General features: G+C 39.5%; 12 protein-coding genes. 9 read left to right on the plus strand and 3 right to left on the minus strand.

Annotated features, from left to right (window positions below; translation table 11 throughout):
- Positions 1 to 87 precede the first annotated feature (87 nt).
- The gene (locus QCD85_RS18370) at positions 88 to 750 is read left to right on the plus strand and encodes a DL-endopeptidase inhibitor IseA family protein (RefSeq protein ID WP_301263484.1); all 663 of its coding nucleotides are present in this window, start codon (positions 88 to 90) and stop codon (positions 748 to 750) included.
- Positions 751 to 846: 96 nt separating this feature from the next.
- Here the strand turns inward: QCD85_RS18370 and QCD85_RS18375 are convergent, their stop codons facing one another.
- On the minus strand, positions 847 to 1728 hold the full coding sequence (locus tag QCD85_RS18375) for an AraC family transcriptional regulator (RefSeq protein WP_301263485.1): 882 nt from the start codon (positions 1726 to 1728) through the stop codon (positions 847 to 849).
- Between the two features lie 164 nt (positions 1729 to 1892).
- On the opposite strand from QCD85_RS18375, the gene QCD85_RS18380 reads away from it, so the two are divergent.
- Together QCD85_RS18380 and QCD85_RS18385 are read left to right on the plus strand one after the other, a co-directional pair.
- A complete protein-coding gene (locus tag QCD85_RS18380) occupies positions 1893 to 2930 on the plus strand; it encodes a quercetin 2,3-dioxygenase (protein ID WP_301263486.1) in 1038 nt (345 codons plus the stop codon).
- A 74-nt stretch (positions 2931 to 3004) separates the two neighbouring features.
- The gene (locus QCD85_RS18385) at positions 3005 to 4351 is read left to right on the plus strand and encodes an MFS transporter (protein ID WP_301263487.1); all 1347 of its coding nucleotides are present in this window, start codon (positions 3005 to 3007) and stop codon (positions 4349 to 4351) included.
- A 158-nt stretch (positions 4352 to 4509) separates the two neighbouring features.
- On the opposite strand, the gene QCD85_RS18390 is transcribed toward QCD85_RS18385, so the two are convergent.
- Both QCD85_RS18390 and QCD85_RS18395 read right to left on the minus strand, forming a co-directional pair.
- Positions 4510 to 5733, minus strand: a complete 1224-nt coding sequence (locus QCD85_RS18390) for a glycoside hydrolase family 16 protein (RefSeq protein WP_274170054.1) — start codon at positions 5731 to 5733, stop codon at positions 4510 to 4512.
- 132 nt (positions 5734 to 5865) lie between these two features.
- Positions 5866 to 6735: a helix-turn-helix domain-containing protein gene (locus QCD85_RS18395; RefSeq protein ID WP_301263488.1), complete on the minus strand. Its 870-nt coding sequence runs from the start codon at positions 6733 to 6735 to the stop codon at positions 5866 to 5868.
- A gap of 188 nt (positions 6736 to 6923) precedes the next feature.
- Between QCD85_RS18395 and QCD85_RS18400 the strand changes: the two genes are divergently transcribed.
- The 6 genes from QCD85_RS18400 to QCD85_RS18425 all read left to right on the plus strand — a co-directional run bounded on the left by QCD85_RS18400 (position 6924) and on the right by QCD85_RS18425 (position 17060).
- Positions 6924 to 9311, plus strand: a complete 2388-nt coding sequence (locus tag QCD85_RS18400) for a glycoside hydrolase family 31 protein (protein WP_301263489.1) — start codon at positions 6924 to 6926, stop codon at positions 9309 to 9311.
- Positions 9312 to 9497: 186 nt separating this feature from the next.
- The gene (locus QCD85_RS18405; protein ID WP_301263490.1) at positions 9498 to 10877 is read left to right on the plus strand and encodes an aspartate aminotransferase family protein; all 1380 of its coding nucleotides are present in this window, start codon (positions 9498 to 9500) and stop codon (positions 10875 to 10877) included.
- 41 nt (positions 10878 to 10918) lie between these two features.
- Complete coding sequence (locus tag QCD85_RS18410) at positions 10919 to 12319, plus strand: MDR family MFS transporter (RefSeq protein ID WP_367317663.1); 1401 nt, start codon at positions 10919 to 10921, stop codon at positions 12317 to 12319.
- A gap of 1 nt (position 12320) precedes the next feature.
- Positions 12321 to 14297, plus strand: coding sequence for an IucA/IucC family protein (locus QCD85_RS18415; protein WP_301263492.1), 1977 nt, complete (start codon positions 12321 to 12323; stop codon positions 14295 to 14297).
- Positions 14298 to 14382: 85 nt separating this feature from the next.
- Positions 14383 to 16272 carry an IucA/IucC family protein gene (locus tag QCD85_RS18420; RefSeq protein ID WP_301263493.1) on the plus strand — a complete coding sequence of 630 codons (1890 nt, stop codon included), beginning with the start codon at positions 14383 to 14385 and terminating at the stop codon, positions 16270 to 16272.
- Positions 16266 to 17060, plus strand: coding sequence for an HpcH/HpaI aldolase family protein (locus QCD85_RS18425; protein WP_301263494.1), 795 nt, complete (start codon positions 16266 to 16268; stop codon positions 17058 to 17060). The genes QCD85_RS18420 and QCD85_RS18425 overlap by 7 nt, the downstream gene beginning before the upstream one ends.
- Positions 17061 to 17127: the final 67 nt, after the last annotated feature.

Below are 17127 nucleotides of genomic sequence, written 5' to 3' on the forward strand. Positions count from 1 at the left end.
TTATGGATATGTCATAATAAAGAGGTTACATAGTAACGATTACACTTATAAAATTTGAAGAAAGCACATTTGAGAGGAAATGAAATGATGAAAAAAGTAAATAAATTGGCAATCGGCACATGGGCACTTACTGCATTGGTAACGGCATCTTTATATTCAGCACATTCTGTACAAGCAGCATCTGCAACTTCAACATTACCTGCGGCTAGTACATCCAAAGCGATGACATCTACAGCAACGACTGCGACGACACCAGCAGTTTCCTATTATACAAAAGATGGCGTATGGACTGGAGTGAAAAAGTTAAACCACGATAGTGTAACTCCACTTATCGTTGAAGCTGAAAAAAGATACGTATACACTTCTACAGGTGGCAAAACATCTACAACTGATAGTACTTTTTCTTTAAATAACAAAACATATCGTTACTTATCTACTGATATCAATACACATGCTAAATTATTAGCATATTTGACAGAAACATATACCAAACAAGCAAGCGAAGCTTATATTCAAAAATATGTAATCGAGAACAACGGCAAGCTGGCACAAGTGGTGTCGAACGAAGACAGCAAGTTAGAATTCAATCGTTCTACAGCTAAAATGATCAGCATGACAGATACCACTCGTGTATATCGCTTAACTGTTCCTTATGTTAAAGATGCACAACCTGTCGAGCGTATGCTTGTGAAATTTGAATTAGTTGATGGTTTGTGGAAAATCAATACTTCACCAAGTGCATTGTTTTAATGTAATGGTGAAAAACAACATACTATTATAGTGACACCTATAATCAATAAAAAAGAACCTTTCGTTACAGTACACACTGTAGCAGAAAGGTTCTTTTTATTTGGTACGAATATTTTGTTGGCGGAAATGAAGAGGAGTTAGACCACAGCTTGTTTTAAATAGTCGGTAAAAGTACTTCATATCGTGAATTCCTACTTCGTCTGCAATCTGCTGAATACTCCAATCAGTGTTGATTAACAATTCACAACTTTTTTGTACACGAACTTGTTGCAACATCCGGGTATACGTATAACCGGTTGTTTCTTTAAATTTACGCTGTAGATGACGGGGGCTGATCGATAACCATTGGCAGAACTCTTCCATTTTGAGCGGGTTACGATAATGTACTTGAATATATTCGATGGCAAAAGCTACAGGGTCCACTAATTTATCCGGTTTGGATAGCAGACTGAATTGCTTGAGTCGGTACATGGTATTCAGTAAATCAAGCAAGCAAATATATAATTTGTAATGGTAGCCAGGAGACTGCGAATTGACAGCAAAATTCATACTATACATTATTCTAGCAAATTCGCCACCTTGATCTTTATACCGTAACCACTCTTCACTTTGACGAAAAAATTGGGCTATTGCGTCAAATTCACGTTCTAATTCGTTTTTTAGTGAGTTTTGAGGAGCTAACAACTCTGTTTGGAACATACAGGTCATCATTTGCAAAGGAACAGCAGGTGTAGCAGATTCGGATTTGAGTAAATGAGGGATCCCGATCGGAATAAAAAACAAGTCTCCTTCTTCAATCTGTAATGAATCTTTATGAATAAATAACGTTCCTTTGCCTTCACTTATATAGATAATTTCATAAAATTCATGAGCATGTTCTTGAAAAGAACCTTTTACCGTAACCATTTGGAAAGAAATGGGGGTTTCGATCAGAAAAGGATGCTGAAACATTTCAAATGATCGAGGCGATGATGTCATTATGAATCTCCTTTATATTTCATAATCAGATGTCGCATTTTCCTAATTTTTTGTCGTATTCAACTATATTTCAAATTTGGAGATTTAGCTACAATAAAATAGTACAAGAGATCAACACACACGTTGACAGACTATATGAATCATCACCATTTCAGGAGGAACTTATGACAACAACATCATTAATTACACATTTACCAGATACGTTAGCCCCTTACTTACTTCGTAGAGGAGAAGGACAGCGTTATCTTTTTGGTAAGCAGTTAGCAACTGTGATAGCGAATTTTCAAAGTACAGGCGATATTTTATCGGCAGCTATTATTTCAGGACCCAAAGGAGAATCGTTCCCGCTTCATACTCATCAACATACTTACGAATCTATCTTTGTATTAGAAGGTAAAGTTCAATTTGTTATCAACGGTCAAAGTCATCTATTATTGCCGGGTGATTATGCACATATTCCACCAATGACAGAACATGCGTATCAATTGCTTGCCCATCGTAATGCTTTTATCTCTTATTCGATTGCAGGGAATGTAACAGATATTTATGAAATATTAGGACAATCACATACACCATATGAGTATCCGGCTGTAAGCGATCATACGTATGCTACAGAACATCTACAACAAGCTATGCAACAAGCAGATATTACTTTCGCTACATCAGAGACAGTATTTCCTAATTATGAATTAGTAAATAACAGTGTGATTCCAGATGCTGTCGAATCGTATGTATTAGAAAGTGGCGAAGGAACCAAATTGCTAACAGGTGACCAACTGCATCGTCTACTCGCAACTCAAGCTTCTACAGATGGAGATTATATTATGGTATCTACAGAAGGCCCTAAAGGAGACGCTATCGTATCCCATTACCATGAGCATCATACCGAGACATTTTTCTGTGTACAAGGACAGATGACGATGTGGGCGAATGGTGAAGAAGTTCAATTGTTACCAGGAGATTTCTTGCATGTGCCAGCAGGAACCGTCCATTCTTACCGTCTGGATACACACTATACGAAATTTGTAGGTGTACTGGTAAGTGGATTGTTTGAACCATTTTTCCGTTTGTTGGGTGATGAGTATGAACACTATATCTTCCCTGATACACCTGGCCCGCTTCGTATGGATCGTGTGATTGCCAATATTCAATCACTTGATCTCAAAGTAGTTACTCCTCCGGGCGGTCACCGTCCAGAATAATAAGATAAAGGAAAGAATAGTGCTAGTCTGATGCCACCTGTAGAGAGTGTATAAGACTAGCACTCAGGTATATTATGAAAATTATCTATATTCTAGCATTAGCGATGATTATCTCGGTTATGAATTCCACGATGTTTAACGTCGCTTTGCCTTCGATTCGTCACGATTTTGATCTTAGTAGCTCTCAAGTAAGTTGGGTAGTCACATCCTATATTATTATCTATGCGATTGGCTCGGTAACGTATGGCAAGCTAGCAGATAAATATCGGCTCAAAAATTTAATGACGATTGGACTATGTTTATTTGCGATAGGTTCTATTGTTGGGTTTGTCGCTTCAGATTATTGGATGGTGATCGCAGGTCGTATTCTACAATCCGCAGGTGCCTCTGTTATTCCAGCATCATCGATGATTATTCCTATTCGTTATATAGCTGCTGAAAAGCGGGGAAGAGCGCTCGGAATTACTTCTTCCGGCATGGCACTCGGTACGGCGATGGGGCCGATTATCGCCGGCATGATTACCAGTTTTGCAGATTGGCGTTATTTGTTTGCGATTTCTTTGTTATCGTTAGTGACTATTCCTTTTTTTCGCAAATATCTCAATCAAGATCAAGTACGTCCGCTGAAAATAGACATCTGGGGTGGTATCCTATTAGCGACAACAGTCACATTGCTTTTATTAGCAATTACTAATGTCAGTCTTATTCTGGCTATTATCACGATTGTCATGCTAATTGTTTTTGTGATCTATATTCGTAAAGTGGATCAGCCATTTTTGGATCCAGCTATTTTCCGTAATTCGACCTATACAACGACGATGATTATCGCTTGTCTGGCGTTGATATTTAATCTATGTGTTCCATATCTGATTCCACAAATGTTAAGCAATATTCATCAATTATCTTCATTTACAATCGGTCTGATTATGTTTCCCGGTGCATTGATCGCTGCTATATTTGGAATTGTAGGTGGACGGATTGCAGATAGCAAAGGAAATACATTTTTGCTACGGATTGCGTTTGTACTGCAACTGATAACATATGCTCTATTAGCGGTATTTACAGATCGGTCGTATTGGTTGATTATGGGGGTACTTGTGATCGGCAATACAGGGCTGACTTTTGCTCAAGTCGGGCTTGCCAATACAGTCTCTCGTACATTAGCTGGTGCACAAGTAGGGGTCGGTATGGGATTATATATGATGTTAAGCTTTATTTCAGGAGCTATAGGTACAACTGTACTGGGATTAATATTGGATCGTGTGAAGTCTCCATGGTCTTTAAATAGTGTATGGTATGCTGGTGGAGCTAATACATTCAGTAATATTTTCTTAGTGTTTGCAATCTGGATCGCGATCATAATCCTCTTTTTATTCCGATATTTACGCGCTGCTAATCATAATTCTACACTTTCTAAATAATAATCTGATAACAACGTATAGATAATCACAATGTTAATACAAAAAAGGAAGCCCCAGTTAATTCAAGGCTTCCTTTTTTGTATATAAATCGTCAGCCAATAAAACAGGTCTGACATCAACAATAGCTTATTCATTTTCAACAGAATAAGTTATCGATATTATTGCTTAATGACTTCAAAAGCTTCCCAACCACTGACTGTACTGCGATTAGCAATGAGCGGACTATCTCCGTAATTGTCTGCACAGACATAGAGGTTATTCGCTAATGATTTGAATGTTCGCTTCCCATCCGCTGTGGTTCCCATTTGGAATGTTTCCCATGTTCCGATCGCAGTCTTATTAGCGATTAATGGGCTTGCACCGGTATTATCAGCGGATACATATTTATTGTTCGCCATAGAGCGTAGTGCAACATTATTATTACCAAGATCGATAAGCTCAAATTTTTCCCAATCACTGACTGTAGTAGAACGAGCTAGAAGAGGAGCATTTCCATAATCTTCAGCCGCAACGTATTTGTTATTCGCTGTCGCTTTGAGTGCTACAATATTGCCTGTGTCTCCAGAACGCTGGAATACACGTACATAATCGATAGCGTATTTTTGTGGGAAAGTAGTACTTGCGTCAGGATATCCAGGCCAGTTGCCACCTACAGCTAGATTAAGTAATAAGAAGAAAGGCTTATCAAATACCCATTTGTTGCCACCGATATCTGCTGATGTACGAGTATGATATAAATTATTATCAACATACCAGCGAATTACATTAGGTTCCCATTCGATAGAGAAGGTGTGATAAGCGTTACTGATATTTTCACCGATTGTATACCCTGCGGATAGACCGCCAGCACCGGAATAACCAGGCCCATGAATCGTTCCGTATACGGTATTAGGAGCATTAGGTCCTACATATTCCATAATGTCGATCTCACCGCTATTTGGCCACTGATTGCTACCGATATCGCTACCTAATGTCCAGAATGCAGGCCAGATTCCTTTACCGTAAGGCAGTTTGGCACGCATTTCGATTTTTCCATATTTCACATCAAATTTGCCAGCTGTTGTTAAGCGAGCAGATGTATAAGGAGCACCATTATAATTTTCTTTCAACGCTTGAATAATCAGATTGCCATTGTCCATATAAGCATTATTGGTACGATTGGTATAGTACTGTAACTCATTATTTCCCCAACCACCAGCACCTGTTTCTGAATTCCATTTGGAACCATCTACACCTGTTCCATTTGATCCATTGAATTCATCTGACCAGATCTGTTTCCAAGTGCCTGCTGCTTCGGCTTCAGAGTTCCAAGTCCATGACCCTAGTAATGTAAATAAGCATAGCGTGGATAAAAGAATAGCAATCTGCTTGCGTATCAACATGAATACCCCACCTTTTATATGGTTTAATTTCCATTTTATTGTATTTTAAGGATGGAGAAAGATAAACTGCTTTTTACGACATACGTAGAAACACACACACTATACACAAAAATGCCCCTTCAGACCTTATATTTATTCTTTAATATGTTGAAGCCATCGACGAGGAGACATCTGTTTGTATTGCTTAAACACTCTGCCAAAATAATTTAAGCTTGCAAATCCGCAATGATACGCCACTTCACTGATATTCCATTGCCCGGAGCGTAACAACTGCTCTGCTTCATGAATACGTAACATATTGATATAGTCGATAAATGTTTTGCCAGTGGTCTTTTTAAATAAATAACAAAAATAAGTAGGAGTTAGTTGACATAGATTCGCAGCAGTCTCCACAGATATATGTTCTCGGAAATGATGACTGAGATGCTGAAATAAAGGCTGCATATAAGAAGGATGAAGATTGGACTTTTGTACATGGATACGATCCTGTTCTGCCATTCGATAAAGCCAACCAATACAAGCCAGTAAATACGATTTAATCAGCAGTTCTGAACCTTGCGTAGATTGCTCATACTCAATAATCATCTGTTGCAGATAAAATGTAATATGCTGAGATAATAGATGATCTCTGGTGAAAATCGCTGGCAACGTCAGACGATTCTCCAAAAGCGGACGAATATAACGTGATTCAGTGTGATCCAATTGTATATTTCGAATCAATGCCTCGTTAAATACGATACATATCAGTTCAGTATCTTCTTCCAAAGGAAAAGCAGCATGAATCTGGCGTGTATTTACAAAAACAATATCTCCGACTGTAATATCTTGATGCTCGGTACCCACTTGAACACGAAAAGACCCTTTTTGTACAATCATCCATTCTAAATGTTCATGCCAGTGTAATGGAACCCAGCGCCAATTCGGTTCTGTAACATGAAAAATATTAATAGGAAATGTTTTATCAGGAATCTGTGTAATTTCATAAGGGGGTGATATATCCATCTGCAATGAACCTCCGTTAGAACCCATTGTCAATAAAATCGTAATATTGTGCGAATAATACATAGAATAGGCATAGGTTACTGTTACTCAAAAGTATACAATAATCTCATATGTAACCGTTATCAATTTTGCTTTATTTGCTGTCACAATGACTTCATACACCATATACTATAGGAGGATAATAACGTATGATTCGATTATATGATACACCGTTACTTGGCGAACCGATAGACATGAGTAAAGAATTTGGACGTATCGAAAATACATATTTTATGGGAATGCGGGTAGAGGAATTCGATCCTGAGACAGCGACAGGTCAGATACGGTGGGAACGATATTCACGGAAGCCCCGATTGGATTTTGGAAAATATACATTACCATTTACAGCCACAGAATCGTGGGAATTTCCAGCGTATGAAGAATCACCTACTTTTCCTTTTTACTTACAATTCGTCGATGCCAGAACAGTTCGGATTCGGTTAGCAACTCGCCAATCGAAGTTAGAGCCCCGTCATAGCCTGATGTTAGTAGAACAGCAATTGCCTGTCAGTACAGAGTGGGCACTACATCAACATGATGCAGAACAGACTACGTATATCAGTGATTATGGTTCAGTGACGATAAAGTATGCTCCCTGGAAAATAGAATTTCGAGATGCAACAGGTAAGCTATTAACACGTACACATCATTTAGCAGATCAAGCTTCTATTCTCAGTTCTGATCCAACGCCGTTTTGTTTTATCCGATCTGCCAAAGATATGAATCGTAGTCTGGCGGCGAGTTTTGCTCTATCTCCGGGAGAACGTTTATATGGTGGTGGAGAATCCTTTTTGAAAATGGATAAGCGAGGACAAAAATTTAACTGGTTTACTTATGATCCATTAAGCGCCCAGACCGCAGATATGTATAAGCCGATTCCGTTATTATGGAGCAATCGTGGCTATGGTATGTTTTTTCATCATAGTTGTCCGATGACCTGTGATGTAGGACATCATTTTGATGGAGCAAATACAATCTATATTGGTGAAGATGAGTTGGATTTATTTTTCTTTTTTGGTACACCCAAAGACATATTGTCCAGCTACACCTCATTAACTGGCAAGTCTACGGTTCCGCCATTGTGGTCGTTCGGATTATGGATGAGTCGTATTACGTATCAATCTGAAAAAGAAGTGAGAGAAGTCGCTTATCAATTACAAGAGCATCAGATTCCTTGTGATGTCATTCATCTGGATACCGGTTGGTTTGAACATGATTGGCGTTGTGATTATCAATTTTCGAGCAGTCGATTTGATAATGCAGAGCAAATGATCACTGATTTACGTAAGCAAGGATACCGAATTAGCTTATGGCAATATCCTTACTTCATGCCATCCAATCCTTTATACGAAGAAATCATTGAAAAAGGATATGCCATCAGTGATGGGAACGGTTATATTGCCGGAGAAGATGCTATTTTAGACTTTTCTAACCCGGAAGCAGTGAAATGGTATCAACAAAAGATTGCTGGACTGTTACATCTAGGAGTCAGTGCGATCAAAGTAGATTTTGGAGAAAGTGCACCGATTCATGGGTCTTATTATTCTCGTCAGCAAGGGTGGAAAGAGCATAATCTATATCCTCTTCGTTATAATCAGGCAGTGTCTGAGATTACGCAAAAAGTCACCGGCGATTCTATTATCTGGGCACGTAGCGCGTGGGCGGGTAGTCAACGTTATCCGCTACATTGGGGTGGGGATGTAGAGAATACCGATAACGGTATGGCAGCGTCTTTGCGAGCAGGGATGTCTTTAGGATTAAGTGGTTTTACATTTTGGAGTCATGATATTGGTGGATTTGTCCATCAAAGTCCGCGAGAATTGTATCGCCGCTGGATGCCTTTTGGTATGCTGACTTCGCATAGTCGTTGTCATGGAGCACCACCCAAAGAGCCATGGCATTATGACGAAGAGTTTGTAGAAGATTTTAGAAAAGCAGTATCTTTAAAATATAAGCTGATGCCTTATATTTATACGCAAGCTGTTCTAAGTGCAGAGCAGGGGATTCCATTGTTACGTCCATTATTACTTGAATATCCCAATGAGCCGGGTGTCTGGCAGATTGAAGATCAATATTTGCTAGGTACAGATCTATTAATTGCTCCGATCTTAGAACAAGGAATAACATCCAGAGATGTATATACTCCATCTGGAGAATGGATCGATTATCAGACAGGTCAGAGATATACAGGCTCTACATGGCATCATATAACAGAAGGTGAGATCCCAATTATTATACTGGTACGAGCAGGTAGCTTTATTCCACATGTACCGGTCGCTTTATCAACAGATGCTATAGATTGGACTGCTGTGGAGTGGTGTCATTATCCATCTAGCGAATCGCAAACACAAACAGAACATTGGCAGATAGCACTGCCTATCCACAAGCATTATGTCTGGATCAGAGGTCAATTTATAGACCAACAGATCGTAGTAGATACTATATTACAATCAGATACACTTGATTCAATGCCTTTCAATCCAGAGGAAATACAGAAGCTTATCGGTCAGTGGACTTATCAGAAACATTCTAAATAATCTAAAAAAGACGATTTCTATATGCTCCTATATAGAGTCGTCTTTTTGTGTGATAACGATTCCTAAAAATGAAGATGTAGTATTTGTACAAATACAGGACGTAAATGTCTATGGAGTCTAGTAATTTATTCCATATACTAGAGAAGTGCCTAATTGAAAATGATTATCAATATCAAAGGAGCGATTATGATGATAGAAACTGTAGATTCAGCCTTATCTCAAAATACACGTTATTTGCAAAGCCAATCTGAGAGAGAGTCCAATGCTCGTTCATATCCTCGCCGATTACCGATTGTGATCAAAGAAGCTGAAGGTATTCATATTACCGATATGGATGGCAAAGTCTATTATGATTGTCTGGCTGGAGCAGGAACTTTGGCGCTTGGACATAATCATCCTGTTGTGATAGAAGCGATGCAACAATTGCTGACTAGCAAACATCCGTTGCATACATTGGACTTAACGACTCCGCTTAAAGAAAAATTTGTAGAAGAAGTATTTGCAAGTCTACCACCATCGTTTGCACAAAATGCCAAAATACAATTTTGTGGACCTACCGGTGGTGATGCGATTGAAGCCGCGATAAAGTTAGTCAAGACTGCAACAGGTAAGCGTAGCATTTTATCATTTCAAGGGGGATATCATGGATCGACCCATGCGGCAATGAGTCTGAGCGGTACATTGGGTCAAAAAGAACGAGTGAATGGACTAATCCCTGATGTTCACTTTATGCCGTATCCTTATGAATATCGTTGCCCATTTGGAGTAGGAGGAGAACAGACCCACCAGATCAGTAGCAGTTATATCGAAAATCTTCTCGATGATCCTGAAAGTGGTATTGTATCGCCATGTGCAATGATTTTTGAAGTGGTACAAGGTGAAGGTGGTTCTATTCCTGCTCCTGTCGAATGGATACGCGAAATGCGCCGTATTACGCAAGAACGCAATATCCCACTTATTATTGATGAAGTACAGACAGGACTAGGTCGGACAGGTAAGTTATATGCTTTTGAACATGCAGGAATTATTCCAGATGTATTGGTATTGTCCAAAGCAATCGGAGGAAGCTTACCGCTATCTGTAGTGATCTATAACAAAGAGTTAGATCAATGGAATCCGGGCGCTCATATCGGTACATTTAGAGGCAATCAGATGGCTATGGCAGCAGGACTTGCAACACTACGCTATATTCGTGAACACCATATCCCTGAACATGTGACTCAAATGGGTGCATTGCTGGTAGAACAGTTGCAACATATTCAACAACAGACAGGATGTATCGGTGATATTCGTGGTCGTGGATTAATGATCGGTGTCGAGATTGTTAATGATCAGAAAATAATGGATCATCTAGGGCACTATCCTGCATATCCACAATTAGCAAGTCTGATTCAACAAGAATGTCTGAAACGTGGATTGATTCTTGAAGTCGGAGGTAGACATTCTACAGTGATGCGCTTTTTGCCACCGTTGATTATTACACAAGAACAAGTGTTAGAAGTAACTCGTATTTTTGGTGAAGCTGTAACGACAGCGTATCAAGCTTTGCAGACTTCTACATTATAATGAAGCATCACAGCTCTAGGTTTACTATTTCGTCTGAATGGATGATTTTATGTAGTATTTTATTAGGGACATTTACAGTGATTTTGAATAACAGCTCGCTCAATCCGGCTGTTCCTGAATTTATGAATGTTTTTCATAGTAGTGCTAGTTCAACAAGCTGGATTATTACTATTTTTCTGCTAGGTATGGGAATGACGATGCCATTAACAGGATATCTAGGAGATCGTTTTGGTAAAAAAACAATCTATTTACTCGGTCTGCTTCTATTTATTCTGGGATCAGTACTTGGATCGCTATCCTGGAATCTAGTGTCTGTTATTTGTTTTCGAGGTCTGCAAGGTGTTGCAGGCGGGCTAATGATTCCACTTTCGCTAGCAATCATATTTGATGCTTTTCCCAAAAATGAACGTGGTCGTGTAACTGGTATCTGGGGAATTGCAATTATGGTTGCACCTGCTATTGGACCGACAGTAGGCGGATTGATGATTGAATGGGGAAGCTGGCAGTCGTTATTTTGGATGAATGTACCGATCGGTCTGTTAGGGCTTATGATCGGGCTGAAATATTTGCCACACTCTGTTGCTGATCGCAAGCGTACTTTTGATAGGAGTGGATTTATTACGGTGACACTCGGAGTCGGCATTATTTTGCTAACACTGGGTCAAATTAAACATCTAGCCGATATGGTCGTCTGGTCGAATCTGGTTCTTATAGGTGTAGGCATCGTGTTGTTAATCATCTTTGTACGTCTGCAATTAACCAAAGAGCAACCGCTACTGTATTTACGAATTTTCAATATTCCTACGTATGCGCTTAGTGTCGTCGTAGTGAGTGTACAGGCTATTGCGATGTTTGCTACGATTTTTATGGTTCCTTTACTGGTGCAAAATGTATACGGATATAGCGCTATGGTTACAGGGTTGGTGTTTTTACCGTCTGCGATTTTTACAGGAATATTTGTCCGTATTGCAGGTAAACATCTTGATCGTAAAGGGCCGAAAATGATTGTGCTTGTAGGTCTGTCGGTGACTTGTATCACTACAGCTATGCTTGGGATGCTCCAATTGGATTCACCGCTCTGGGTGATCTTTGTACTTATGATGTTGCGCGGAGTGGGCTTAGGATTATCGAATATGCCTGTAACGACAGCAGGATTAAATGCGATTCCTGAACAATTTGTATCTCAAGGTTCAGCAATGAATAATGTGATTCGCCGCATGACTTCTTCACTTGGTATCGTGATTATTTCAGTCTATTACGAAGTTCGACGTACTCAGCTTATCGGATATGGCAATTCCGATGCCATCAGTACATTGCATACGATCAATGAAGGATTTTGGGTATTGAGCATCATCATTTTAGTAACAATTCCGGCTGCCTTTTTTATGCGTCAGACAGCAGAACCGACGAAGTCTATTCATCATACGAAAAGGAGTGCATAATGTGTCTTCTGTAGATACCCGTCATAGTAACAAAAAAATACAGCAAACAACGGATAATCACAATCATATGAATCAATATCAACATCATCTGCATACCGATCATCCGCTGGCATTGACTTCAACAATACAAGCATTACTTAACAGTTATTTGCGAGAAACAAAGCAATTTGATTCTAAGCTCACCACTGTACTTCAGAATTTCCCGCTATTACAACAGCACATGATATCTGAACAACAGTTGGAAAGTGAACAGTCGTATACATCTATATTGATTCAGCTTCCTTTTACAGAACGCTGGATACAGACAGGGATTACGTATGATTCGCTTATCGGACAGCATCATTATATCGATACATTTGTATTGATTAATGAGCAATATGTAACAGAAGTGATAACGGCTGTGCAATTGATTGATTACGTTATAGAAGAATTAAGTCATTATACAGAGACCGGGCAACGGGATTCGCAAAAGCAATTGATGCAAGCACGAATCCAGAACAGTCTCACTAAAATGGAACATTATTATAATCATCATCTATCTCAGCATGCTGTAGATAAACAAGATTATATCTATTCAGAACAATCGCTGATTGCAGGTCATCCGTTTCATCCATTTCCCAAAAGTTCCGAAGGGTTCTCAATATCTGAACTATCACTGTATAGCCCGGAAATGGGAGCCAGCTTTCAATTGTATTATCTAGCTGTACATTCTGCATATATAGATGAACACTGGTTACACGAGCAAGCAAGACAAGAATCGATCTCGCTAGCAGTACGTCAGCAAGCCCAAGAACGATTAGGATCGCTGTGGGATCAGTATCATCTATTACCGATGCATCCGTGGCAAGTGAACTATATCCAGACATTATCTATCGTGCAACAGGCGATACAGAATCAACACATTATTTTACTGGGATCGTTAGGTGATGAAGTATATCCGACTTCTTCTGTCAGAACAGTATGGAATAAGCAAGACGGCAGAGGATACAAGTTGCCTTTGCATATCCGAATTACCAATCTTATTCGTGAAAATACAACCGAACAAGCACAACGTACAATCGATGCAGCGCGAATTATAGATCATCAACGGACAGCGATTGAATCAAATCATTTCAAAGTATTAACAGAAACAGGGTATAGCTCGGTGAAAGTACAGTCGCTACTTACACAATTGAATACTGATCGATCTCTTCATAAGGGATTAGATCATAACAAGTCAGCTAGTCATAATCAGACTAATGATGATATCCAGATGACATTAGCAGAACAAGAACAATGGACTTCTGCTATGACAGTGATTTATCGTCCACAACGTATTGATCCTGAGCATACGTATGTAGTGGCTTCATTATTAGAAAAAGCACCTCATTCTGCGGAACTCAAATTAATATCGGTTATTCGGCAGGGTTCGGCAGATACAATGCCTGATCTATCATTATGGTTATCACACTATACAGAGATAACATTATTATCGTTATTACGTGTTTTTGCTGATTACGGAATAAGCTTTGAAGCACATCTACAAAATTCGTTAATTTCTTTAAAAGATGGATTGCCTGCTTGTTATTATGTACGTGATCTGGAAGGAGTAAGTATTGATCGCACTTGCCCGGCAGTAGAAGAGTGGATACAGCCTTTGATCGAGGCAGACAGTCATGTACTATACGATTCTTATACAGCATGGCTTAGAACACAATACTATTTTGTAGTCAATCATTTAGGCTCACTTATTCATGCGATTGCTCACTATGAACAGTGCAGTGAACAGCATTATTGGAATATCTTACAACAGCAATTGATTAGATGGAACGAACAAGCACAATCAACACAACATGTCCGTCTTTCCCGTCTGATTGAATCTTTACTACACGTAGAAACGTTACCAGCTAAAGCCAATTTTATTAGTTGTTTTCAAGCCAAAGGAGATCAGCCTTCTTTTCTCGATATTCCTAATCCTTTATATATAGCCAAAAGATAATCAACCGATTTTGCAATGCTCACTATTGCTTATCGTATGACTGCAATTTGATAGGAACACTACTACTCTTATTTGAGGTGAAATAATGTCTTTTACACAACAACGTCCAACGTATTCAACGGTATCTTCAACACAACCTGCTGATCCTTTTTATATGATTCAAGCGCTACACTCCGAACATTTTCAAGCAGTAGAGCAACGGATTATTCGTCAATTAATGCAAGCGATTATTTATGAAGATATTCTTCCTTATACTCAGACAGCATCCGCTTATGATACGGCTATCAATCAACAGTCTCCGCATCAGTTCACAATAGCCGGTCAGAATACAGATCAGCAAGTGGTGCAATATACATGTGCAGGTAAGCGCATGCTTAGTTTTGGCAGAGTGAGATTACAACAGATGCCTGTTACACGTATATCCGCAGATGGTCAACAAGAGACTGCACGTTTGCATGAATTTCTGAATGAAGTATTGCAACAAGTACAACAAGGTGAAAAGTTACAACAATTTCGCAATGAGCTAGAGCAGACACTTTTGAAAGACTTACAATCTCAAGCAGATACGCAAGAAAATGCACTAACCGCAGAGCAACGTCAATATGACTTTTTAGAAGGACAGATCAAAGACGGTCATCCGTACCATCCATGTTACAAATCTAGAATCGGATTCACGTTAGAAGATAATGCTCAATACGGCCCCGAATTTCAACAATCGCTGTATCCCATCTGGTTAGCTGTATCAAAACAATACAGTCGGGCGGCTTTTTCAACTGGTGTGGATGATCATGACTCATTTATGCAAGAAGCATTAGGACAAGCGCAATGGCAACAATTCCAAGAGAGATTACAACAGCAACAGTTGAACAGTAACGATTATTATATGATTCCGGTTCATCCGTGGCAGTGGAAAAACAAAATTAGTTCTGCTTTTTACCGCGAACTTGCCAGTCAACAGATTGTTCCGCTGGGTTATGGAAATGATGCTTATTATGCACAGCAATCTATTCGTACACTTGGCAATCAGACTAGACCGGAAGCCCCTTATCTCAAAATGGCACTCAGTATTACGAATACATCCACAGCACGTATTTTAGCAGGGCATACCGTGCTTAATGGATCGCTGATTACAGATTGGTTAACTCAATTGATTCAACAAAATGAAACAGCACAACAGCTTGGATTTGTAGTGTTACGTGAGCGAGCAGGCATTACTTTTGATTATGAGAAATTGCCAGAATATCGCCAAGCACAGACTTATGGTTCTTTAGGAACGATCTGGCGTGAAAGTCTGCATACTTATTTGAAAGAAGGCGAAGATGGAGTTCCTTTTAATGGACTATGCCATGTGCAATCTAATGGTGTTCCTTTGATTGATTCGTGGATACGACAATATGGGGTAGCGCAATGGACATATGCGATGTTACAAGCAACAGTCACTCCGATTATCCATATGTTATATGCTCATGGAATAGGAATGGAATCACACGGGCAAAATATTATTTTAATTCATCAACAAGGATGGCCTGTACGGATTGCACTCAAAGATTTTCATGATGGTGTCCGGTTCTCTGTCGCTCATCTGGCTGAGCCTGAATTATGCCCTGATCTCACACCTGAGCCAGCGAGTCATGCGAAGATCAATCGCAATTCATTTATCAAAACAGATCGCCCTGAAGATGTACGCGATTTTTCATATGATGCTTTCTTTTTTATTGCGGCAACAGAATTATGTATGTTTTTGGAGCAGCATTACCAATTTCCTGAAGAATCGTTCTGGAAAATGACAGCCGATATTATTCACGATTATCAACAGCAACATCCACAGCATCAAGAACGATTTGACTGTTTTGATTTGTTCGCTGAGACCGTACTCATTGAAGAGTTAACCAAACGAAGACTATTTGGAGATGGTGAGCTACGCTTCAAAAACGGCATCAATCCATTATATGCTTACCGCCATGCAACATGTTAACTACCAATCGGCTACGTCAACAATTAGCGCAAAAGCAGACAGTGTTCGGATTGATCGCTTCTGTACCTGCACCGATTATGATTGAAGTGATTGCTTATGCTGGTTTTGATTTTGTGATCATTGATATGGAGCATGTCATGATTAATCCTGAAACGGTTGAGCATATGATTCGAGCCGCAGAACAGTCAGGCATTACCCCGTTAGTACGTATCGCAGACATTAATGCCAAAGAAATCTTACGTGTGCTGGATAGTGGAGCAATGGGAATTGTTATTCCGCAAGTGGAACACAAAGAGCAGGTTGAAGCTGTTATTCAAGCGGCTAAATATTTTCCTATCGGACAACGCAGTATGAATAGCGGACGACCGGGCATTTTTGGTAGAGACAATCTAGTGGATTATATGGAACGTGCGAATCACGAAGTTATGATTATACCGATGATTGAGACTGTTGAAGGCGTGGAACAGATTGATGAGATTTTGAGTGTAGAAGGGATCGATATGATTCTTGAAGGCGCGGCTGATCTGTCTCAATCTTATGGTGTACCCTGGCAGACCGAGCATACTCTCGTGCGTCAAGCATTAGATCATATTCAGCAAGTCGCCACTTCCAGACAGATTCCATATTGCGCTATTCCACGTCAAATCAATCAATATGAACACTGGCAGAAAAAAGGTGTACATGCTTTTGTATTAGGAGATGAACGTGGAATTGCTTTTCGAGCATTACAGAGCAAACTTGCTCAATTTCCTGTCATAAATACAGATAGATCACAAACGGAACTATAAGTAAACTTTTCCTGTGTATGTGTATGTGTATGTGTATGTGTATGTGTATGTGTATGTGTATGTGTAT

Origin of the sequence: Paenibacillus sp. PsM32, assembly GCF_030433815.1 — a bacterium.
Classification (GTDB): Bacteria; Bacillota; Bacilli; order Paenibacillales; family Paenibacillaceae; genus Saccharibacillus; species Saccharibacillus kyungheensis.